This window comes from Acidovorax sp. AC410 (assembly GCF_979253235.1).
In genome coordinates this window covers 3,873,666-3,893,776 of sequence record NZ_CEEDCG010000001.1, presented here as the reverse complement: position 1 = coordinate 3,893,776, position 20,111 = coordinate 3,873,666, and the positions used below count along the sequence as shown (strand labels likewise).

The following is a 20,111-nucleotide window of genomic DNA, read 5'->3' as shown; positions in this document are numbered from 1 at the left end:
TTTACGCCGCCTTGTCGCGGCCCATGCGCAGTGCGCCTTCGCCATCATGCGAGGCGAAGCCGTGCCAGGCCAGTGCGTCCGCCACCATGTAGACCCCCAGCGCCAGCAACCCCACCATCAGGCAGCGCCGGAACCACACCGCCGACAGGCGCTGGCGGATGCGGGTGCCCAGGGCCATGCCCAGCACCGCGGGCAACAGCATCCAGGCCGACAGCACGAGGGCGGATGCCGGGTAGCTGGCGTTGAGCGCCAGGCCGCCCGCCAGGGCGATGGTGGAGACGGTGAAGCAGATGCCCATGGCCTGCACCAGCGCGTTCTTGTGCAGGCCCAGTGCCTGGAGGTAAGGAACCGCCGGCACCACGAAGACGCCGGTGGCGGCGGTGACCCAGCCGGTGACAAAGCCCACCAGGGGCGACAGCCAGCGCTCGGCCCGGGGCGGCACCGACAGGCGCGCCCCCACCAGGCCCCAGCAGCCATAGGCGATGAGCGCAACGCCCAACAGCGCGCGCGACCAGGCGCCGGCCGGCGCCCCCAGCACCCAGGCCCCCAGCCAGGTGCCCGCGCAGATGCCCAGCTGCATGCCGCCCAGGCGGCGCAGCAGCGGCCCCAGCGTGGCCCATGGGCGCAGTTGCCACAGGTTGGTGATGAGCGAGGGCATGACGAGCAGGGCCGCTGCCTCGGCCGGTGCCATCAGCATCGCCAACAGGGCCATCGACACGGTGGGCAGCCCCAGGCCGACAATGCCCTTGACGCCGCCGGCCACCAGAAAGACGGTGACGGCACCCAACAGCCAGGCCCAGGAGCTCACGCCGAACAGGCCGGCCATCATGGTTGCGGCCCCGCCCGCAGGCTCTGGCATGCAGGACAATTTTGAAATTGTGCTGGATTCATCGCGGACATTCCTCGGCGGCCCGCACGGTGCAGCAGGCCATGGCCGCCATTCTTGGCAAGGCGGGCGCGCCTGAAAATGCGGAATGCGGCGCACCCAGCCTCAGGCTGGGCCGAAGGCGCTTGTGGTAGGTTGTGGCCCATGCGCTTTGACCTGACCGATCTGCGGCTGTTTTTGAACGTGCACGAGGCCGGCACCATCACCGGCGGTGCCGAGCGCAGCCACATGGCGCTGGCTTCGGCCAGCGAGCGCATCCGCGGCATGGAGAACGCGCTGGGCGTGCCCCTGCTGCTGCGCGCGCAGCGCGGCGTGCAGCCCACGCCCGCGGGCCACACGCTGCTGCACCACGCGCGGCTGGTGCTGCAGCAGATGGAGCAGCTGCGCGGCGACCTGGGTGAGTACGGCGCGGGCCTGGCGGGCCATGTGCGCGTGCTGTGCAACAGCTCGGCCCTGAGCGAGTACCTGCCGCAGGCCATCGCCGGTTTTTTGGCGCGGCACCCGCGCATTTCGGTGGATGTGGACGAGCGCTCCAGCCAGGAGGTGGCCGACGCGGTGCGCGCCGGCCTGTGCGACATGGGCCTGGTGTCCGACGCGGTGGACCTGGAAGGCCTGGCCACGCGGGTGCTGCGGCCTGACCCGCTGGTGCTGGTGGTGCCGCAGGGGCACGCACTGGCCGCGCGCCGCAGTGTGGCGCTGGCCGAAGTGGCGCACCTGGACTTCATCGGCCTGGCCGAAGGCAGCGCGCTGCAGGCCCTGGTGGTGCGCCACGCCCAGCGCCAGGGCCAGCGGCTGCGCTACCGGGTGCGGCTGCGCCAGTTCGAGGCGGTGTGCCAGCTGGTGGGCCTGGGGGTGGGCGTGGGCATACTGCCCCGTGCGGCGGCGGCGCGCCACGCCCGTGCGCAACGCGTAAAGGCCGTGCGCCTGACCGATGCCTGGGCAGACCGGCAACTGGTGCTGTGCCTGCGCAAGCTGGAAGATTTGCCACAGCATGCGCAGCAGTTGGTGCAGCATTTGCTGCCCGTTGCCCAACTCTGAGAAGATGGGTGCCATGCTGCTGCAAAGCCTCCGTCTTGAGACCGCCCCACCCTCTTTCACACCCGCACCATGAGCTACGACCTTCGCGTTTGGGAACCCCCGGCCGGCCAGGCCATTCCGACGTCGTTCGAGGAGGCCCTGCGCAACTGGTTCGAGCTGGAGCTGCTGGAGCCCGGACCCAACCCGAAGTTTGCTGCCTTGGCTGCGCAGATGGCAGCCTACAAGGACTGCGGCGAGGCGCCCTGGGACGGCGATCCGGTCAACGATGCGAAAAACTGCCGCAAGGCCGTGTGGACGTTTTCACTGCCCGCCGAGAACCGCATGAAGCTGCTGGGCGCCGTGGTGAAGCGGGCCAACGCGCTGGGCCTGACGGTGCTGGACGACCAGGTGGGCCTGGCGCTGGTGGCGCCCAACCGCGTGCTGCCGCCCGAGCGCACCGACTTCTGGACACAGGCGATGCAGGTGCTGGAGAACGCGCCCCTGGACTCGGCCACACCCACGCCCGCACTCACTCCCACACCGGCCCCCACGCCCGCCGCAGCGCCCGCGCGTGCGCCCCTGTCCATGGCACTTGCGTCGGCGCGCGATGAGATGCGCTCGGTGCTCTCGTCGATGCTGCCACAGCACGGCTTCATTTCACCCCGGCAGGCGATCGAGGTACCGTACTACAACGCCCAGGCGGAGGCGACGTATTTTCGGCCCACTCCGGCGGGTGGGCAGGGCGTCACCCTGCTGACGTCGAACACCAACCACCTGCCGTGCCTGACCATCGACGTGAATGTGTTCAGTGAAGAAATCGCCAACATCCTGAGGGCCGTCTTTCCCGAGCATGACGAGATGTATTTCCGGCGCCAGCTGAATTTTTATGTCGGGATTTTTCAGGACACTTATGCCTATTTCCCCATCAAGGGTTCGGCAGACCTGCAGCGCATGGTGAAAGAGGTGCAGGACCCGGTGGGGCCCATTCTGGAGATGACCCGCACGCCGCTGGGCATGCACGCCATCATGTCGGGCACCACCGTGTTCCCGCTGGCCGGCAACCCCCAGGGCCACAAGACGCTGGCGGAACACGCCCAGAAGAACTTCGGCTACGCCGCGCTGGTCAGTGCCTGGCTGTATGGCGGAGACCAGTTCCAGGAGATGGCGCAACAGAAACGCGCGCATGAAGAGCGCACCGCGCCTGCCGCCATGAAAAAGGAAATGGTGCAACGGGTGGACAGGCTGGTGGCACACCTGCGTGCGCAGGTGAAGCGAAAAGCATAGGCTGCCACGCTCAGCGCGTTCGCTCCAAGAGCCACCGCTCCGCTTCAGCCTGTTGCTTGAAGCGCGCCCAGTCCAGCGCGGTTTTGCCATGGGGGTCCTTGCGCGCCAGGTCGATGCCCCGGGCCTTGAACCACTGCAGCGCCTGCACCCGGCCCCGCCCTGCGGCCAGCATGGTGGGGGTTTCGCCCCGGCTGGCCATTGCGGGTTCATCGAGCGGCTGGCCTTGCGCGGCCAGCCATTGGAGGCAGGCGATACAGCCGCTTTGCGCGGCCATGTGCACGGGGCCCCAGTCCCAGCGGTTGCGGGCCGACAGGCCGGCCCCGGCCAGCACCAGGCGCTGGGCCGCCGCCAAGTGGCCGCCGTAGAAGGCGCGCAGCAGTGCGGTGTCGCCCAGTTCGCTGTCCTTCTGCGTCTGGCGCAGGTCGGGCTTTGCGCCTGCGCCCAGCAAGGCCTCGATGTGCTCCAGTTGGCCGCGGTGCGCGGCCAGCATGAGCACGCTGGAGCCGTTGGGTGCGAGCAGGTTGGGGTTGGCGCCGGCCGCCAGCGCGGCGCGCAGGGCGGCGGCGTCGCCGGCGTTCTGGGCGTCGAGCAGGCGGCCATCCACGGGGGAGTACGACACGGCGGGCGCCGCCGCCTCTGCCGCTGGCGCCCGGCGCGCCGTGCCAGCCCCCTTGGGCCCCACGACCCACCAGACCACCAGGGCCAGCACCAGCAGCGCGCCCCAGGCCGGGCGGGAATGCTGGGCCCGCACGGGCCGCTGCATGCCGGCCGCAAAGCGGCCACGCCGGTGCGCCCAGGCCTGGGCGAGCGATTGGCCCAGGGCAGTGGCCGCGGCCTCGCCGCCCAGGCCGGGGGTCAGCCGCACCAGCGTGTCACCGGCGCCGCGCGCATACACGGCGTGGTAGCGGTGCTCGCTGGCGCCGCTGCCGCTGGCGTAGAGCAGCTTGTGTACCAAGGTGCGGCTGGCATCGCCGGGCACGGTGTCGGCGCGCGACCAGAGCCACGAGTGGCGGCGCGCGGTGATGCCCCCGTCCTGCACGGTCAGGCTCCAGCGGCGGGTGGCGGCATGCAGGGCAAAGGCGGCCAGGCCGATCCAGGCGCCCGCCGCGAAGAATCCACGCGGCAGCACCAGCCCCTGTGCGCCCAGGCGCCCGTTGATGGCGGCCTCCACCGCCAGCCCGGCCAGCACCAGGCCGGCGGCCCAGCGCCAGCCGGTCTGGGTGAATTCGTAGTGCCAGGCCTCTCGGGTTTCCTGCAGCGTGACCGCAGGGGGCAAAGGCAGGGGGCCCTCATCCGCTTCTTCGGCCTGGCTCAGCGGGGCGATGGGCACCACCAGATTCCAGCCGGCGCGCCGGTCGAAGCGGTCGGGCAGTTCGTCGCCCCCACCAGCGCCGAAGCCGCGCGGTGCGGTCTGCACGGGCAGGTCGTAGGTCAGCTCCACCGAGCCGTCCGGCCCGTGCAGCAGTTCCAGCCGCCAGTCCACCCGCTCGCCGGAGCGCTGGCTGCCGTGCGGGGGCGCATCCGCCGGCAGATCGAAGCGCACGACCAGCCGCAGCCCGCCATCGGCCGTGCGCTGCATGCGCGCCGCTTCGGTGAAGGACTCCACGCAGCGCTCGGGCGAGCCCGAGCTGGATTCGTCCACCCGGTACTGGGCCAGGCGCAGCTGCGGGCGGTGCTCGTGCTGGTGGGCAGCGGCGCGCTCGGGCAGCAGCAGCGTCAGCTCCACCGGGTGGCCGGCACGCGGCCGGGCCGGCAGCGCCGTGAGCGCCGCGCCCGCATAGCGCCAGGCCTGGCGCGTCTGGTGCAGTGCCAAGCCGATCAGCCCCACCCCCACCATGACGAAGATCGAGACGAAGGCCTTGGCGAACCAGGGCGCGCTGTTGTTGGTCCACAGCATGGCGGCCATGGGGAAGGCGATGCCGCACCAGAAGACGGTGAAGAACCAGGTGGCGCCCGCCGACTTGCTGGCAGCGCCCTTTTGCAGCGGCTCGGGCGCAGCGCCCAGCTCGGCCTCCTCCTTCCTGCCGCCCCCGCCCAGCAGGATGTGCACGAAGAACCAGGCCGCCACCAGCCCCACGCCCGTGAAGACCAGGGCAAAGGGCACGCGGAACATCTGCAGCGCCCAGCGGATGGAGGGGTCGATGAGGGCCTGCGCGGGCGCCTGCGGGTTGACCATGATGGTGATGGGCTGCCCACGGGACTGGGCGCTTTGCAGCAGCCCGTGCCAGTGCTGGTGCCAGTCGCCGATGTTGTCGGCGCCGGCCTCGGGGTCGAGCCCCACCCGGGTGCCCTCGTACTGCCGGCCCGCGAATTGGTAGCGGTAGCGGGCGTGCACCCGGTAGGTGGTGCCGTCGCTGGACGTGTGGCGCTTGAGCTCGGTGCCCAGCACCTGGGCCGCCACGGGCTGCCAGCTGCGTACCTCCAGCGCCGCGCGGAGCGTCTGCGCCAGGGGCTGGAGCCCCGCGAAGTAGCCGCCCAGGCCAAAGGCCGCTGCGAAGAGCCCGCTGAACAACAGCATCCCCAGGCGCTTGCCCAGGGTGTCTATGTTTTCGGGGTTGTTCTCTCTTGCCATGGATGTCCCTCCATTTCTTTTTGTTGTTGTTATGGGTGAAGAATGCAAGCCGATCATGACAATTGCATGACAAACAGGCGGCAAACGTGTTGCAACCGCGTGGCAGATCAGCCCTGCTGCAGCGCCTGCAGGTAGGCGCAGAACATGTCGGCCATGCCGTCGGCATAGGCCTTCATCTCGGCCTCGGTGCGCGGGCTGGCGGAAAACTGGCTGCCCAGCGCGCCCATGGTGTCGGTGACCATGGCGCCGGCCAGAGCGCGCCGGTTCGCCGGCGCGTGGGGCAGCACCTCTTGCATGAACGCATCGATGATGCTGTCGGCACTGGCGCGCATGGCCTGCGCCTCGGGTGCATCGCGGTACAGCGGGGCGGCATCGCTCAGGGCGCTGCGCATGCCGGCCTCTTCGCACTCCGAACGGATGAAGGCATGCACCAGCGTGCGCAGGCGCGCCAGCGGCGGCTGGCCGGCATCGCTGAGGATGCTGCGCAGCATGTCCTGCGTCTGCTGCCACTCATCGGCCTGCAGGCGAAACAGGATGGCCGCCTTGTTCGGAAAGTACTGGTAGACCGAGCCGACGCTGACGCCGGCCTTCTCGGCCACCCGTGCGGTGGTGAAGCGGGCCGCCCCTTCCTTGGCCAGAACCTGAACAGCGGCCTCCAGGATGGCGGCCACAAGCCCGGCCGAGCGGGCTTGCTGGGGCTGCTTTCTCGAGGAGATCTGGGGGCGGCGGGGTTCGGTCATGGGGGTGCAAAAGGGCTGCGGCGAATGCGACTGGTGAATGCGACGAATTCATCGCATACTCAAAACGCGACGAATTGATCGCATTCTACGGGAGTGCCCACCGGGCGCTTCCATCCAGGACAATTCCATGAACACACTGCACACCCTTCCCCTGGCGCCCCTGCTGGAGCGCCTTTTTCAGCAGGCCGATGCGGCCACCAGCCCGGCACTGGCCGGCATCTCGCGCGAAGAGCGCGAGCGCCTGATGCACAGCAAGACCGAGTACCTGGATTTCTACAGCCGCATCAAGGACCTGTGGCTGCCGGTATCGCGCAGCACCGGCACCCTGCTCTACCTGCTGGCGCGCAGCACGGGCGCACACCACATCGTCGAGTTCGGCACCTCGTTCGGCATTTCCACCCTGCACCTGGCCGCCGCACTGCGCGACAACGGCGGCGGGCGCCTGGTCACCAGCGAGTTCGAGCCCGGCAAGGTGGCCCGGGCGCGCGAGCACCTGGCCCAGGGCGGCCTGGACGACCTGGTGGAGGTGCGCGAGGGCGATGCCCTGCAGACCCTGGCCAGCGGCCTGCCCGAGGCCATCGACCTGCTGCTGCTCGATGGCGCCAAGGCGTTGTACGCCGACGTGCTGGCGCTGGTGGAGCCCCGCCTGCGCCCGGGCGCGCTGATCGTGGCCGACAACGCCGACTTCAGCCCCGACTACCTGGCGCGCGTGCGTGCGCCGGGCAGCGGCTACCTGAGCGTGCCCTTTGCCGGCGATGTGGAGCTGTCGATGCGGCTGGGCTGATCGGGCATGAAAAAAGCGGCTCCGGGGAGCCGCTTTTTCGTGAGGGGATCGATCAACGATCCCCTGGGGGGCCTCTATCAGGCGGTGACGCCGTCTGCCACGTCCTTGAACTCGGCGATCTTGTCGAAGTTCAGGTATTGGTAGATCTTGTCGCCGTTCTGGTTGATGACACCGATGTCGGCCAGGTACTCTTCCTTGGAAGGAATGCGGCCCAGCTTGGAGCAGATGGCCGAGAGTTCGGCCGAGCCCAGGTAGACGTTGGTGTTCTTGCCCAGGCGGTTGGGGAAGTTGCGGGTGCTGGTGGACATCACGGTGGCGCCCTCCTTCACCTGGGCCTGGTTGCCCATGCACAGCGAGCAGCCGGGCATTTCCATGCGGGCACCGGCCGCGCCGAACACGCCGTAGTGGCCTTCTTCGGTGAGCTGGTGCGCGTCCATCTTCGTGGGCGGGGCCATCCACAGCTTGACGGGGATGTCCTTCTTGCCTTCGAGCAGCTTGGAGGCTGCGCGGAAGTGGCCGATGTTGGTCATGCACGAGCCGATGAACACTTCGTCGATCGCGGCGCCGGCCACGTCCGACAGCGTCTTGGCGTCATCGGGGTCGTTGGGGCAGCAGACGATGGGTTCGGTGATCTCGGCCAGGTCGATCTCGATGATTTCGGCGTAGTCGGCGTTCTCGTCGGGGGCCAGCAGCTGGGGGTTGGCCAGCCAGGCTTCCATGGCCTTGATGCGGCGGCCGATGGTGCGTGGATCGGCGTAGCCCTGGGCGATCATGTTCTTGAGCAGCACGATGTTCGAGTTGATGTACTCGATCACGGGTTCCTTGTTCAGGCGCACGGTGCAGCCGGCGGCAGAGCGCTCGGCCGATGCATCGGACAGCTCGAACGCCTGCTCGACCTTCATGTCCGGCAGGCCTTCGATTTCGAGGATGCGGCCCGAGAAGATGTTCTTCTTGCCCTGCTTGGCCACGGTGAGGTGGCCGGCCTTGATGGCGTACAGCGGGATCGCATGCACCAGGTCGCGCAGCGTGACGCCGGGCTGCATCTTGCCCTTGAAGCGCACCAGCACCGATTCAGGCATATCGAGGGGCATCACGCCCGTGGCGGCAGCAAACGCCACCAGGCCGGAGCCGGCGGGGAAGCTGATGCCGATGGGGAAGCGCGTGTGCGAGTCGCCGCCGGTGCCCACGGTGTCGGGCAGCAGCATGCGGTTGAGCCAGCTGTGGATGATGCCGTCGCCGGGCTTGAGCGAGATGCCGCCGCGCGTGCTGATGAAATCAGGCAGCTCGTGGTGCATCTTCACGTCCACGGGCTTGGGGTAAGCGGCCGTGTGGCAGAAGGACTGCATCACCAGGTCGGAGCTGAAGCCCAGGCAGGCCAGGTCCTTCAGTTCGTCGCGCGTCATGGGGCCGGTGGTGTCCTGCGAGCCGACCGAGGTCATGCGCGGTTCGCAGTACGTGCCGGGCACCACGCCCAGGCCTTCGGGCAGGCCGCAGGCGCGGCCGACCATCTTCTGCGCCAGGGTGAAGCCCTTGCCGGTGGCGGCAGGCACTTGCGGCAGGCGGAACAGCGTGGACGCTGCCAGGCCCAGGGCTTCGCGGGCCTTGGCCGTGAGGCCGCGGCCGATGATCAGCGGAATGCGGCCACCGGCACGCACTTCGTCGAACAGCACTTCGCTCTTGACGGTGAACTCGGCGATGACCTGGCCGTCCTTCAATGCCTTGCCGGCATAGGGCAGCAGCTCGATCTCGTCGCCCATGTTCATCTGGCTCACATCGAGCTCGATGGGCAGAGCGCCCGCGTCTTCCATGGTGTTGTAGAAGATGGGAGCGATCTTGCTGCCCAGGCACACGCCGCCGAAGCGCTTGTTGGGCACGAACGGGATGTCTTCGCCCGTGAACCACAGCACGCTGTTGGTGGCCGACTTGCGGCTGGAGCCGGTGCCCACCACGTCGCCCACGTAGGCGACCAGGTTGCCACGGGCGCGCAGGTCTTCGATGAACTTGATGGGGCCGCGCTTGCCGTCTTCTTCGGGCGTGATGCCGTCGCGCTTGTTCTTGAGCATGGCCAGGGCATGCAGCGGGATGTCGGGGCGGCTCCAGGCGTCGGGCGCGGGCGACAGGTCGTCGGTGTTGGTTTCGCCGGTGACCTTGAGCACGGTGAGCTTGATGCTCTGGGGCACTTCGGGGCGGCTGGTGAACCACTCGGCATCGGCCCAGCTTTGCAGCACGGACTTGGCGAAGGTGTTGCCCTTGTCGGCCTTTTCCTTGACGTCATGGAACTGGTCGAACATCAAGAGCGTCTTCTTGAGCGCTTCGGCGGCGACGGAGGCCACGGCCGCGTCGTCCAGCAGGTCGATCAGGGGGGTGAGGTTGTAGCCACCCAGCATGGTGCCCAGCAGCTGCGTGGCGCGCTCGCGGCCGATCAGCGTACACACCTCGGTACCGTGGGCCACGGCGGCCAGGTAGCTGGCCTTGACCTTGGCGGCGTCGTCCACACCGGCAGGCACGCGGTGCGTGATCAGGTCCACCAGCGTGGCTTCTTCACCAGCGGGCGGGTTCTTGAGCAGCTCGATCAGCTCGCCGGTTTGCTTGGCCGTCAGGGGCAGCGGTGGGATGCCCAGCGCGGCGCGCTCGGCCACATGGTCACGGTAGGCTTTCAACATCATTTTTCTCCGGTTGCGTTCTAAAGTGGGGTGGTTGCGCCGGGGCTGCACAGGCCCTGCGGCGCGGGGGTACCGTGTCTCGTCGGGTTCTGGTTATTTGGTGGCGGTGGCCGCAGGGGCGGCAGCAGCAGCAGCTGTAGGCAGCGGATCGAACACGCTCTGGGGCGGGGCCTTCTTGGCAGCCTCGGCCACCAGGGTCTGCTCGGCGCTCATGCACTCGTCGGCCAGACGCTGGCCCAGCTTCTGGTTCATCAGCATGGACTTGTTGGCGATCTGCAGCCACACGGCGCCGCCCTTGGCGTCTTCCAGGCGCACGGCGCCGGTGCTGGTGACCACGGGGGTCATGTGGTACTTGAAGCCCTTGCCTTCGATGTGGAAGCGGCCAGGGACGGCGGCATCGGCCGTCACGTTGACGAAGGCGCCCAGCTCGCAGGCGATGCGGCCGGTATGCACCTTCTGGGCAATGGCCTGTTCTTCAGGGCTCAGCGCGGCATCGGCGGCGATGAGGCCGGACGCCACCTGGTTGGCCGCCGTGTTCAGCTGCTGGCGGCTGCTGGTGGGCTCGGCCTTGGCGGTCTTCTTGGCGGGGGCCTTGTCCTTGGCCGCGGCCGACTTGGCGGCAGGCTTTGCGGCCGGCTTGGCGGCGGTTTCCTTCTTGGGAGCGGCTTCCTTCTTGGCGGCGGGCGCGCTCTTCTTGGCGGGCTCGGCTGCGGCCTGCGCCAGGGCAAGGCCAGGGGCCACCAGCATCAGGGCGGACGTGAGAATCAGTGATTTCATGGGGAAGTCCTGGAAAAAGGGTTCAGGCGTCGTGGTGGGGAGCGGGGGAAGCAGCAAACCAGTGGGCCACTTCGGGCGGCAGTGCGCGCCCGGTCTGGTGGGCGCGTTCAAGCACCTGCCAGTAGTAGCGGTAGCTGGCGCGGTCGTGCAGGGTGCCATCATGGCTGATGGGCGCCCAGTCGGCCTGCGCCGCCGAAACAATGATGCGGGCCGACAGCGCGATCTCGTCCTGCTGCGGCGCAAAGGCCTGCAGGATAGGGCGGATCTGGCCGGGGTGGATGCTCCACATGCGGGTGTAGCCCAGCTCCTGCGAAGCACGGGTGGCGGCGGCCTGCATGGCAGCGGTGTCGGAAAATTCGGTGACCACGCAGTGCGAGGGCACCTTGCCGTGCGCGTGGCAGGCGGCAGCGATCTCGAGCTTGGCGCGCACCACCAGCGGGTGCTCGAACTGGCCGCGCGAGCCCATGGCCGACGAAGGGATGGCGCCGCCATGCGCCGAGACGAAATCCATGAGCCCGAAGCTGATGCTCTGCACGCGCGGGTGCGCGGCGATCTCGAAGGCGCGGTGCACCGCAGCCGGCGATTCGATCAGCACATGCAGCGGCAGGTGGCCGGCCGATGCGGCGAGCAGCGCCTTTTCGGCGTGCAGCACGTCGTCCACCGACTCGACCTTGGGCACCATGATGTGCGACAGGCGGTGGCCGGCCTCGCCGGCAATGGTGGCCATGTCGTTGGCAAAGGCGGCGTGGTCCACGGTGTGCACGCGGGCGGCCACACGCGCACCGTCGGCGGCGCCCAGCACCAGCGACGCGACCAGGGCGGCGTGCTCACGCTCCTGGCCCACGGGGGCGCCGTCTTCACAGTCCAGGGTGACGTCGAACACGCAGTGGCCGAACTCGGCCGTCATCTCGGCCTGCAGCTGCAGGCTCTTTTTCATGCGCGCTTCCACACCGCTGTAGTGGTCGCACACGGGCAGGCGCAACGCGGCCGCCTGGGCGCCCAGCAGCACGCTGGCGGGGTGGGCGGCGGAGGCAACAACGGCGTTCATGCGGGGCGCTGCGCGACGATGAACATGCGCGGGAAGGACAGCAGGCGGTTGCCGTCGCTGCGCTCGGGGTAGGCCTCGGCGATGCGGCGCTCGTACTCGGCCAGGAAGCTGGCGCGCAGTTCGTCCGTCAGCGGGTCGAGAAAGGGCCTCAGCCCGGTGCTGCGCAGCCAGTCGACGATGGCGCCGGCCGTGGGCATGACGTGCTGGTAGACGGTGTGCCACACGTCCACCACAGCGGCCTCCCTGGCCAGCATGTCGTAGTAGCCACCGATGGTGGCCAGCTCGGTGCGCACGGCATCGGCGTCGCCGATGGGCTCGCGCCAAGGTGCTTCGCCGGCCACGGCGCGCATCAGGCGGTGCGAGGGCTCCTGCCGGTTGTCGGGCATCTGGATGGCCAGCACGCCGCCGGGGGCGAGCAGGCTGAACAACCGGGGAACCAGGGTGTCGTGCCCCGCCACCCATTGCAGGGCGGCGTTGGCGTAAATCAGGTCGGGTGCCACGGCGGGCACCCAGGTGGCGATGTCGCCTTGTTCAAAGGCCGTGCCGGGCAGGCGCTCGCGCGCGCTGGCCAGCATGGCCTCGGAGGTGTCGATGCCGGTGACCTGCGCTTGTGGAAAGCGCCGCACCAGCAGCTCGGTGGAATTGCCCGGCCCGCAGCCCAGGTCCACCACGTGGGCGGCACTGGACAAATCGGCCAGGGGTACCCGCGCCAGCAGCTCAGCGGCCGGGCGCGTGCGCTCGTCCTCGAAGCGGCGGTAAAGCGCGGGGTTCCAGTCGGCCATGAAGGACTTTGGGCTACCGATTACAGCAGGTGCTTGACGCCGTCTTGCTCGCCTTGCAGCTCGGCCAGGGTCTTGTCGATGCGCTCTTGCGAGAAGGCGTCGATTTCCAGGCCTTCGACCAGCTTGTACTCGCCGTTTTCGCAGGTGACGGGGAAGCCGAACATGGTGTCCTTGGGGATGCCGTACTGGCCGTCCGAAGGGATGCCCATGGTGACCCACTTGCCGTTGGTGCCCAGAGCCCAGTCGCGCATGTGGTCGATGGCAGCGTTGGCAGCCGATGCAGCCGACGACAGGCCGCGTGCTTCGATAATGGCCGCACCGCGCTTGCCCACGGTGGGCAGGAAGGTGTTGGCGTTCCACTCCTGGTCGTTGATCATCTTGGCGACGCTTTCGCCGTTGATGGTGGCGAAACGGTAGTCGGCGTACATCGTGGGCGAGTGGTTGCCCCAGACGGTCAGCTTTTCGATGTCGGCCACGGCCTTGCCGGTCTTGGCAGCGATCTGGCTGGCAGCGCGGTTGTGGTCCAGGCGCAGCATGGCGGTGAAGTTCTTGCGTGGCAGGTCAGGTGCCGACTTCATGGCGATGTAGGCGTTGGTGTTGGCAGGGTTGCCGACGACCAGCACCTTCACGTTGCGCGAAGCCACGGCGTTCAGGGCCTTGCCCTGTGCCGTGAAGATGGCGCCGTTGACGGCCAGCAGCTCGGCGCGTTCCATGCCCGGGCCGCGTGGGCGCGAGCCGACCAGCAGGGCGTAGTCGGCGTCCTTGAAGGCGGTCATCGGGTCGCTGTGGGCTTCCATGCCGACCAGCAGGGGGAATGCGCAATCGTCCAGCTCCATCATCACGCCCTTGAGCGCCTTCTGGGGGCCCTCGACGGGAACTTCGAGCAGTTGCAGAATGACCGGTTGGTCCTTGCCCAGCATTTCGCCGGAGGCGATACGGAACAGCAGTGCGTAACCGATTTGACCAGCGGCGCCGGTGACGGCAACGCGAACGGGCTTCTTGCTCATGGTGAGAACTCCAGGGAAGTGAGGAAATCAGGGGGTGTGTGCAACGCAAGCACCAGCGCCTGTTACCAGCAGCCCGTGCCCCGCAAAACAGCCTTGGAGTGTACTGCCGATTCAATACCCCGGTCAATTTGTCTTATGTCTTATATAAGATATGATCGAAGCTCCGAATGCCAGGCTGGGCGAGGCATGTGCCCGCCCGGCCAAAGCTCCCCGCACGGCCCCATTTTTCGACTGCCATGTCCTCGCTACCGCTCAACGCCGACACCCCTGCGCAGGCAACGACTGGCGCGGGCGCTGCCACGCCGGCGTTCAGCCCGCTGTACCAGCAGATCAAGGGGCTCATCCTGCAGAGCCTGCAGCAGGGCGAGTGGAAGCCCGGCGAAGCCATCCCCAGCGAAATGGACCTGGCGGCGCGCTTTCGCGTGAGCCAGGGCACGGTGCGCAAGGCCATCGACGAGCTGGCCGCCGAGAACCTGGTGATGCGCCGCCAGGGCAAGGGCACCTTCGTGGCCACGCATGCCGAGCAGCATGTGCAGTACCGCTTCTTGAAGCTCATGCCCGACACCGGCGATGCCCGCGTGGAAGGCCGCGCCCAGCGCCAGGTGATCGACTGCAAGCGCGTGCGCGCCAGCGCCGACGTGGCGCGCGCCCTGGCGCTGCGCAGCGCCGACCCGGTGATCCAGGCGCGGCGCGTGCTGTCGTTCGCGGGCGTGCCCACCATTCTGGAGGACATCTGGCTGCCGGGCCAGGCTTTCAAAGGGCTGACGGCCGACCAGCTGGCCAGCTACGAAGGCCCTACTTACGCCATGTTCGAAATCGACTTCGGCGTGCGCATGGTGCGTGCCGAAGAGAAAATACGCGCCGTGTTGCCTGATGCCGAACAGGCTGCGGTGCTGATGGTGGCACCGGGCACGCCGCTGCTCAGCGTGGAGCGCATTGCGTACACCTACAACGACGTTCCCATGGAGTTACGGCGCGGGCTGTACCTCACGGACACCCACCACTACCGTAATGAACTGAGCTGACACTACCCTGGCAACTGAGCGGAAATGTCGGCATTAGGGGCGACTTGAAACCGTGTGTGTTGCGTTGCAATAGAATTTTGCGTTCTTTGCATGTCCAAATTACAAAGCAGTTACATCCACGAAAGCACAAAACATGACCGAACTCGCCAAAAAACGGCCTGAATTCCGCAACATCAATGCCTTCAAGGACCTGACCACCTACCGCATGACGCCTGCAGCGTGGGTTTCGATCCTGCACCGCGGCAGCGGGCTGATCATGTTCCTGCTGCTGCCTTTCATCATCTGGATGTTCGACACCTCGGTGTCGTCCGAAATCTCGTTCGCCAAGTTCACCGCGGCGTTCAGCATCGGCATCGGCTTCGTGCCCGGCTGGTTCATCAAGCTGGTGGCCCTGGCGCTGATCTGGTCGTACCTGCACCACTTCACGGCCGGCCTGCGCCACCTGTGGATGGACGTGAGCCACAGCGCCGTGAACAAGCAGTTCGGCAAGACCTCGTCCATCGTGGTCTTCGTGGTCAGCATCACCCTGACCGTGGTGCTGGGCGCCAAGCTGTTCGGCCTGTACTGATCGATCGATAACCCACCCATAAAAAAAGCGGTGAACGCTGCCATCCCGCAGCCAACACCGCCGCACAAGAGGAAAGCACCCATGTCCGTCAATTACGGTTCCAAGCGCGTCGTCGTCGGCGCCCACTATGGCCTGCGCGACTGGCTGAGCCAGCGCGTCACCGCCATCCTGATGGCGCTGTTCACCCTGGCCCTGCTGGCGCAGGTGATCTTCAACAAGGGCCCCATGGGCTATGACAAATGGGCCGGCATCTTCTCGGCCCAGTGGATGAAGGTGCTGACCTTCACCGTGATCATTTCGCTGGCATGGCACGCCTGGGTTGGCGTGCGCGAAGTCCTGATGGACTACATCAAGCCCGTGGGCCTGCGCCTGGCGCTGCAGGTTTTCACCATCGTCTGGCTCGTCGGCTGTGCCGGCTGGGGCATCCAGGTTCTGTGGCGTCTCTGATACCGATCCCCCGCGACTGAAGGCAAACAACAAATGAGCTACTCCAAAGCTAACATCACCAAGCGCAAGTTCGACGTCGTCATCGTCGGTGCCGGCGGCTCCGGCATGCGCGCATCGCTGGAACTGTCCCGCGCAGGCCTGAACGTGGCCTGCCTGTCCAAGGTGTTCCCCACCCGCTCGCACACGGTGGCAGCGCAGGGCGGCGTGTCCGCATCCCTGGGCAACATGAGCGAGGACAACTGGCACTACCACTTCTACGACACCATCAAGGGCTCTGACTGGCTGGGCGACCAGGACGCCATCGAGTTCATGTGCCGCGAAGCACCGAACGTGGTGATCGAGCTCGAACACTTCGGCATGCCGTTCGACCGCAACCCCGACGGCACCATCTACCAGCGCCCCTTCGGCGGCCACACCGCCAACTACGGCGAAAAGCCCGTGCAGCGCGCCTGCGCAGCGGCCGACCGCACCGGCCACGCCATGCTGCACACGCTGTACCAGCAGAACGTGAAGTCCAAGACCAACTTCTTCGTGGAGTGGATGGCGCTGGACCTGATCCGCAACACCCAGGGCGACGTGGTCGGCGTGACCGCACTCGAGCTGGAAACCGGCGACCTGTACGAGCTGCACGCCAAAGCCGTGCTGCTGGCCACCGGCGGCGCGGGCCGCATCTTTGCGGCATCGACCAACGCCTTCATCAACACCGGCGACGGCCTGGGCATGGCGGCACGTGCCGGCATCCCGCTGCAGGACATGGAGTTCTGGCAGTTCCACCCCACCGGCGTGGCCGGCGCGGGCGTGCTGCTGACCGAAGGCTGCCGCGGCGAAGGCGCCATTTTGCTCAACAGCAATGGCGAGCGCTTCATGGAGCGCTATGCGCCCACCCTGAAGGACCTGGCACCGCGTGACTTCGTGTCGCGCTCGATGGACCAGGAAATCAAGGAAGGCCGTGGCTGTGGTCCGAACAAGGACTACATCCTGATGAAGCTCGACCACCTGGGCGCGGACACCATCCGCAAGCGCCTGCCATCGGTGGAAGAGATCGGCCACAACTTCGCCAACGTGGACATCACCAAGGAACCGATTCCTGTGGTGCCCACCATCCACTACCAGATGGGTGGCATCCCCACCAACATCAATGGCCAGGTCGTGGTGCATGACGGCCAGCAGAACCACGTGGTCAACGGCCTCTACGCCGTGGGCGAATGCTCGTGCGTCTCGGTGCATGGCGCCAACCGCCTGGGCACCAACTCGCTGCTCGACCTGCTGGTCTTCGGCAAGTCGGCCGGCAAGCACATCGTGGGCTACGTGAAGGGCTTTGGCGACAACCTGGCAGTGCCTGCCGACGGTGCAGAGCGCACCCTGGCGCGCCTGAACCAGCTGCAGGACTCGACCGAAGGCATCTACGCCCAGGACGTGGCCAACGACATCCGCTCCAGCATGCAGCAGCACGCCGGCGTGTTCCGCACGCAGGCCAGCATGGACGAAGGCACGGTCAAGATCAACGCCATCCGCGAACGCGTGGGCGGCGTGACCTTGAAGGACAAGTCCAAGGTCTGGAACACGGCCCGCATGGAAGCGCTGGAAGTCGACAACCTGATCGAAGTGGCCCAGGCCACGATGACCTCGGCCGCGGCCCGCAAGGAATGCCGTGGCGCGCACACGGTGTACGACTACGAGCACGCTGCCGACCACGCCGAGTTCCCGCTGGGCCGCAACGACAAGGAGTGGATGAAGCACACCCTGTGGCACAGCGCGAACAACAGCCTGACCTACAAGCCTGTGAACCTCAAGCCCCTGACGGTGGACAGCGTGCCTCCCAAGGTCCGTACGTTCTGAAGATCCAGCAGCCTCACGAAAGAACAACATGAAGCGCACCTTTCAAATCTACCGCTACGACCCGGACAAGGACGCCAAGCCCTACATGCAGACCATCGAGATCGAACTCGACGGCCACGAGCGCATGCTGCTGGACGCCCTGGTCAAGCTCAAGGAGCAGGACCCGTCGCTGTCGTTCCGCCGTTCGTGCCGCGAAGGCGTCTGCGGCTCGGACGCCATGAACATCAACGGCAAGAACGGCCTGGCGTGCCTCACGAACATGAACACCCTCAAGGGCACCATCGTTCTGAAGCCCCTGCCCGGCCTGCCGGTGATCCGCGATTTGATCGTGGACATGACGCAGTTCTTCAAGCAGTACAACTCGATCAAGCCGTACCTCATCACCGAGGACCTGGCCCCCGAGAAGGAACGCCTGCAGAGCCCCGAAGAGCGCGAAGAGCTCAACGGCCTGTACGAGTGCATTCTGTGCGCCAGCTGCTCCACGAGCTGCCCCAGCTTCTGGTGGAACCCCGACAAGTTCGTGGGCCCCGCCGGCCTGCTGCAGGCCTACCGCTTCATCGCCGACAGCCGCGACGAAGCCACGGGTGCGCGCCTGGATAACCTGGAAGACCCGTACCGCCTGTTCCGCTGCCACACCATCATGAACTGCGTGGACGTGTGCCCCAAGGGCCTGAACCCCACGATGGCCATCGGCAAGATCAAGGAACTGATGGTGCGCCGCACTGTCTGACCCTCCTGAGACCCGTACTGCCATGTCCGAGACCCTGACCCCCGTCGCCCAGACGCCGGCCCCTACCGACCTGCTGGACGACCGCGAGCGCGCCAAGCTGCACTGGCGCTCGCGCCGCGGCCTGCTGGAGAACGATCTCTACATCGAGAACTTCTTTGCGCTGCACGGGGCCACCATCAACTGGCGCCAGGCCTACGGCATGACCCAGTTGATGGACCTGGCAGACAACGACCTTTTGGACCTGGTGCTCGCCCGCCGTGAGCCAGAAGGTCCGCTCGATACAGAAGAAGTGCGTGAAGTACTCGGCATGCTGCGGCTCAGTGGTGGCGCAGCGCGGCCCCGGGCCTGACCTGGAGACAGGCCCCCTACCACCGGAATTCCGGCAAACCTACCCAAGGAAAGTAACAATGAAGCTAGCTGACAACAAAGCCACCCTGTCGTTCAGTAACGGCAGCCCCAGCGTGGACCTGCCGGTCTACCAGGGCAGCATTGGCCCGGATGTCATCGACATCCGCAAGCTGTACGCGCAAACGGGCATGTTCACCTATGACCCGGGCTTCCTGTCGACGGCAGCAACCCAGTCGGCCATCACCTATATCGATGGCGACAAGGGCGAACTGCTGTACCGCGGCTACCCCATTGAGCAGTTGGCCCAGAACTGCGACTTCCTGGAAACCTGCCACCTGCTGCTGTACGGTGACCTGCCCAACGAAGCGCAGAAGACCGACTTCACCAGCCGCGTGACCAACCACACCATGGTCAACGAGCAGATGCAGTTCTTCCTGCGTGGCTTCCGCCGTGACGCGCACCCGATGGCGGTGCTGACCGGCCTGGTGGGCGCCCTGTCGGCCTTCTACCACGACAGCACGGACATCAACAACCCGCAGCACCGCGAGATCGCTGCCATCCGCCTGATCGCCAAGATGCCCACCCTGGTGGCCATGGCGTACAAGTACGGTGTGGGCCAGCCCTACATGTACCCGCAGAACAACCTGAGCTACGCAGGCAACTTCCTGCGCATGATGTTCGGCACCCCCTGCGAAGAGTACAAGGTCAACCCCGTGCTGGAACGCGCGCTGGACCGCATCTTCATCCTGCACGCAGACCACGAGCAGAACGCATCGACCTCCACCGTGCGCCTGTGCGGCTCGTCGGGCACCAACCCGTTTGCAGCCATCGCCGCCGGCGTGGCCTGCCTGTGGGGCCCTGCCCACGGCGGCGCCAACGAAGCAGCCCTGAACATGCTGTACGACATCCAGGCCCAGGGCGGCGTGGAAAAGATCGGCGAGTTCATCAAGCAGGTCAAGGACAAGAACTCCGGCGTCAAGCTCATGGGCTTTGGCCACCGCGTGTACAAGAACTACGACCCGCGCGCCAAGCTCATGCAGGAAACCTGCAACGAAGTGCTGGCCGAACTGGGCCTGGAAAACGACCCCCTGTTCAAGCTGGCCAAGGAACTGGAAAAGATCGCCCTGGAAGACGACTACTTCGTGCAGCGCAAGCTCTACCCGAACGTGGACTTCTACTCCGGCATCGTGCAGCGCGCCATCGGCATCCCCGTGAATTTGTTCACCGGCATCTTCAGCCTGGCCCGCACCGTGGGCTGGATCGCCCAGCTGAACGAAATGATCGGCGACCCCGAGTACAAGATCGGCCGCCCACGCCAGCTGTTCACGGGCTCCGTGCGCCGTGATGTGCCGCCGCTGGACAAGCGCTGAGCGTTTGCGCTTGCACTGGGAAGGCTTCGGTCTTCTTGGGACAGACAGGAAAGCCCGCTTCGGCGGGCTTTTTTCATGGCTGGAGTGGTTAAAAGGCCGATGCCTTTTGGTCTGCCCCCGGACAGCCAGCAGGCAAGCAGCTGTTGCTGCTAGCAGTTACCTTGGGATGCTCAACGTCCAGCCCGTTGTTCGTGCACTTCCACGATAGTCACTTTTGACGATAA

General features: G+C 66.8%; 18 protein-coding genes. 10 read left to right on the top strand and 8 right to left on the bottom strand.

Annotated elements, in window-relative coordinates; translation table 11 throughout:
* Nucleotide 1: 1 nt before the first annotated feature.
* The gene (locus AC0IZS_RS18015; RefSeq protein ID WP_471639550.1) at nucleotides 2-829 is read right to left on the bottom strand and encodes a sulfite exporter TauE/SafE family protein; all 828 of its coding nucleotides are present in this window, start codon (nucleotides 827-829) and stop codon (nucleotides 2-4) included.
* A gap of 201 nt (nucleotides 830-1,030) precedes the next feature.
* Between AC0IZS_RS18015 and AC0IZS_RS18010 the strand changes: the two genes are divergently transcribed.
* Together AC0IZS_RS18010 and AC0IZS_RS18005 are read left to right on the top strand one after the other, a co-directional pair.
* A complete protein-coding gene (locus tag AC0IZS_RS18010) occupies nucleotides 1,031-1,924 on the top strand; it encodes a LysR substrate-binding domain-containing protein (RefSeq protein ID WP_471636854.1) in 894 nt (297 codons plus the stop codon).
* A 69-nt stretch (nucleotides 1,925-1,993) separates the two neighbouring features.
* Complete coding sequence (locus AC0IZS_RS18005) at nucleotides 1,994-3,187, top strand: hypothetical protein (protein ID WP_471636853.1); 1,194 nt, start codon at nucleotides 1,994-1,996, stop codon at nucleotides 3,185-3,187.
* A 10-nt stretch (nucleotides 3,188-3,197) separates the two neighbouring features.
* Here the strand turns inward: AC0IZS_RS18005 and AC0IZS_RS18000 are convergent, their stop codons facing one another.
* Together AC0IZS_RS18000 and AC0IZS_RS17995 are read right to left on the bottom strand one after the other, a co-directional pair.
* Nucleotides 3,198-5,759 carry an ankyrin repeat domain-containing protein gene (locus tag AC0IZS_RS18000; protein WP_471636852.1) on the bottom strand — a complete coding sequence of 854 codons (2,562 nt, stop codon included), beginning with the start codon at nucleotides 5,757-5,759 and terminating at the stop codon, nucleotides 3,198-3,200.
* A gap of 107 nt (nucleotides 5,760-5,866) precedes the next feature.
* Nucleotides 5,867-6,499 carry a TetR/AcrR family transcriptional regulator gene (locus AC0IZS_RS17995; protein ID WP_471636851.1) on the bottom strand — a complete coding sequence of 211 codons (633 nt, stop codon included), beginning with the start codon at nucleotides 6,497-6,499 and terminating at the stop codon, nucleotides 5,867-5,869.
* 127 nt (nucleotides 6,500-6,626) lie between these two features.
* On the opposite strand from AC0IZS_RS17995, the gene AC0IZS_RS17990 reads away from it, so the two are divergent.
* Complete coding sequence (locus AC0IZS_RS17990; protein ID WP_471636850.1) at nucleotides 6,627-7,283, top strand: O-methyltransferase; 657 nt, start codon at nucleotides 6,627-6,629, stop codon at nucleotides 7,281-7,283.
* A gap of 77 nt (nucleotides 7,284-7,360) precedes the next feature.
* Here the strand turns inward: AC0IZS_RS17990 and acnB are convergent, their stop codons facing one another.
* The 5 genes from acnB to AC0IZS_RS17965 all read right to left on the bottom strand — a co-directional run bounded on the left by acnB (nucleotide 7,361) and on the right by AC0IZS_RS17965 (nucleotide 13,560).
* The gene (acnB, locus tag AC0IZS_RS17985) at nucleotides 7,361-9,946 is read right to left on the bottom strand and encodes a bifunctional aconitate hydratase 2/2-methylisocitrate dehydratase (RefSeq protein ID WP_471636849.1); all 2,586 of its coding nucleotides are present in this window, start codon (nucleotides 9,944-9,946) and stop codon (nucleotides 7,361-7,363) included.
* A 93-nt stretch (nucleotides 9,947-10,039) separates the two neighbouring features.
* Nucleotides 10,040-10,723, bottom strand: coding sequence for a hypothetical protein (locus tag AC0IZS_RS17980; protein WP_471636848.1), 684 nt, complete (start codon nucleotides 10,721-10,723; stop codon nucleotides 10,040-10,042).
* 22 nt (nucleotides 10,724-10,745) lie between these two features.
* On the bottom strand, nucleotides 10,746-11,771 hold the full coding sequence (locus AC0IZS_RS17975) for an HpcH/HpaI aldolase/citrate lyase family protein (protein ID WP_471636847.1): 1,026 nt from the start codon (nucleotides 11,769-11,771) through the stop codon (nucleotides 10,746-10,748).
* Nucleotides 11,768-12,553 (bottom strand): trans-aconitate 2-methyltransferase, encoded by a 786-nt coding sequence (gene tam / locus AC0IZS_RS17970; protein ID WP_471636846.1) that lies wholly within the window; start codon nucleotides 12,551-12,553, stop codon nucleotides 11,768-11,770. The genes AC0IZS_RS17975 and tam overlap by 4 nt, the downstream gene beginning before the upstream one ends.
* A gap of 20 nt (nucleotides 12,554-12,573) precedes the next feature.
* Entirely contained in the window at nucleotides 12,574-13,560 is a 987-nt protein-coding gene (locus AC0IZS_RS17965) for a malate dehydrogenase (RefSeq protein ID WP_007848463.1), read from the bottom strand.
* Between the two features lie 236 nt (nucleotides 13,561-13,796).
* Here AC0IZS_RS17965 and AC0IZS_RS17960 point away from each other — a divergent pair, with 236 nt between their 5' ends.
* The 7 genes from AC0IZS_RS17960 to AC0IZS_RS17930 all read left to right on the top strand — a co-directional run bounded on the left by AC0IZS_RS17960 (nucleotide 13,797) and on the right by AC0IZS_RS17930 (nucleotide 19,887).
* The gene (locus AC0IZS_RS17960; RefSeq protein ID WP_471636845.1) at nucleotides 13,797-14,585 is read left to right on the top strand and encodes a GntR family transcriptional regulator; all 789 of its coding nucleotides are present in this window, start codon (nucleotides 13,797-13,799) and stop codon (nucleotides 14,583-14,585) included.
* Between the two features lie 133 nt (nucleotides 14,586-14,718).
* Complete coding sequence (gene sdhC, locus AC0IZS_RS17955; protein ID WP_471636844.1) at nucleotides 14,719-15,153, top strand: succinate dehydrogenase, cytochrome b556 subunit; 435 nt, start codon at nucleotides 14,719-14,721, stop codon at nucleotides 15,151-15,153.
* A gap of 81 nt (nucleotides 15,154-15,234) precedes the next feature.
* Nucleotides 15,235-15,600, top strand: coding sequence for a succinate dehydrogenase, hydrophobic membrane anchor protein (gene sdhD, locus AC0IZS_RS17950; protein ID WP_322591174.1), 366 nt, complete (start codon nucleotides 15,235-15,237; stop codon nucleotides 15,598-15,600).
* Between the two features lie 33 nt (nucleotides 15,601-15,633).
* A complete protein-coding gene (gene sdhA, locus AC0IZS_RS17945; RefSeq protein ID WP_471636843.1) occupies nucleotides 15,634-17,439 on the top strand; it encodes a succinate dehydrogenase flavoprotein subunit in 1,806 nt (601 codons plus the stop codon).
* 28 nt (nucleotides 17,440-17,467) lie between these two features.
* Nucleotides 17,468-18,169 carry a succinate dehydrogenase iron-sulfur subunit gene (locus AC0IZS_RS17940; RefSeq protein ID WP_007848477.1) on the top strand — a complete coding sequence of 234 codons (702 nt, stop codon included), beginning with the start codon at nucleotides 17,468-17,470 and terminating at the stop codon, nucleotides 18,167-18,169.
* A gap of 22 nt (nucleotides 18,170-18,191) precedes the next feature.
* Complete coding sequence (locus AC0IZS_RS17935; protein WP_007848479.1) at nucleotides 18,192-18,518, top strand: succinate dehydrogenase assembly factor 2; 327 nt, start codon at nucleotides 18,192-18,194, stop codon at nucleotides 18,516-18,518.
* A gap of 58 nt (nucleotides 18,519-18,576) precedes the next feature.
* Nucleotides 18,577-19,887, top strand: a complete 1,311-nt coding sequence (locus AC0IZS_RS17930) for a citrate synthase (protein WP_409960238.1) — start codon at nucleotides 18,577-18,579, stop codon at nucleotides 19,885-19,887.
* The last annotated feature ends 224 nt before the right edge of the window (nucleotides 19,888-20,111 follow it).

What these genes read in the sequence shown, in the direction of transcription:
- AC0IZS_RS18015 (WP_471639550.1), bottom strand. Translation starts at nt 829, where the DNA reads ATGATGGCCGGCCTGTTCGGCGTGAGCTCCTGGGCCTGGCTGTTGGGT.
- AC0IZS_RS18010 (WP_471636854.1), top strand. Translation starts at nt 1,031, where the DNA reads ATGCGCTTTGACCTGACCGATCTGCGGCTGTTTTTGAACGTGCACGAG.
- AC0IZS_RS18005 (WP_471636853.1), top strand. Translation starts at nt 1,994, where the DNA reads ATGAGCTACGACCTTCGCGTTTGGGAACCCCCGGCCGGCCAGGCCATT.
- AC0IZS_RS18000 (WP_471636852.1), bottom strand. Translation starts at nt 5,759, where the DNA reads ATGGCAAGAGAGAACAACCCCGAAAACATAGACACCCTGGGCAAGCGC.
- AC0IZS_RS17995 (WP_471636851.1), bottom strand. Translation starts at nt 6,499, where the DNA reads ATGACCGAACCCCGCCGCCCCCAGATCTCCTCGAGAAAGCAGCCCCAG.
- AC0IZS_RS17990 (WP_471636850.1), top strand. Translation starts at nt 6,627, where the DNA reads ATGAACACACTGCACACCCTTCCCCTGGCGCCCCTGCTGGAGCGCCTT.
- acnB (WP_471636849.1), bottom strand. Translation starts at nt 9,946, where the DNA reads ATGTTGAAAGCCTACCGTGACCATGTGGCCGAGCGCGCCGCGCTGGGC.
- AC0IZS_RS17980 (WP_471636848.1), bottom strand. Translation starts at nt 10,723, where the DNA reads ATGAAATCACTGATTCTCACGTCCGCCCTGATGCTGGTGGCCCCTGGC.
- AC0IZS_RS17975 (WP_471636847.1), bottom strand. Translation starts at nt 11,771, where the DNA reads ATGAACGCCGTTGTTGCCTCCGCCGCCCACCCCGCCAGCGTGCTGCTG.
- tam (WP_471636846.1), bottom strand. Translation starts at nt 12,553, where the DNA reads ATGGCCGACTGGAACCCCGCGCTTTACCGCCGCTTCGAGGACGAGCGC.
- AC0IZS_RS17965 (WP_007848463.1), bottom strand. Translation starts at nt 13,560, where the DNA reads ATGAGCAAGAAGCCCGTTCGCGTTGCCGTCACCGGCGCCGCTGGTCAA.
- AC0IZS_RS17960 (WP_471636845.1), top strand. Translation starts at nt 13,797, where the DNA reads ATGTCCTCGCTACCGCTCAACGCCGACACCCCTGCGCAGGCAACGACT.
- sdhC (WP_471636844.1), top strand. Translation starts at nt 14,719, where the DNA reads ATGACCGAACTCGCCAAAAAACGGCCTGAATTCCGCAACATCAATGCC.
- sdhD (WP_322591174.1), top strand. Translation starts at nt 15,235, where the DNA reads ATGTCCGTCAATTACGGTTCCAAGCGCGTCGTCGTCGGCGCCCACTAT.
- sdhA (WP_471636843.1), top strand. Translation starts at nt 15,634, where the DNA reads ATGAGCTACTCCAAAGCTAACATCACCAAGCGCAAGTTCGACGTCGTC.
- AC0IZS_RS17940 (WP_007848477.1), top strand. Translation starts at nt 17,468, where the DNA reads ATGAAGCGCACCTTTCAAATCTACCGCTACGACCCGGACAAGGACGCC.
- AC0IZS_RS17935 (WP_007848479.1), top strand. Translation starts at nt 18,192, where the DNA reads ATGTCCGAGACCCTGACCCCCGTCGCCCAGACGCCGGCCCCTACCGAC.
- AC0IZS_RS17930 (WP_409960238.1), top strand. Translation starts at nt 18,577, where the DNA reads ATGAAGCTAGCTGACAACAAAGCCACCCTGTCGTTCAGTAACGGCAGC.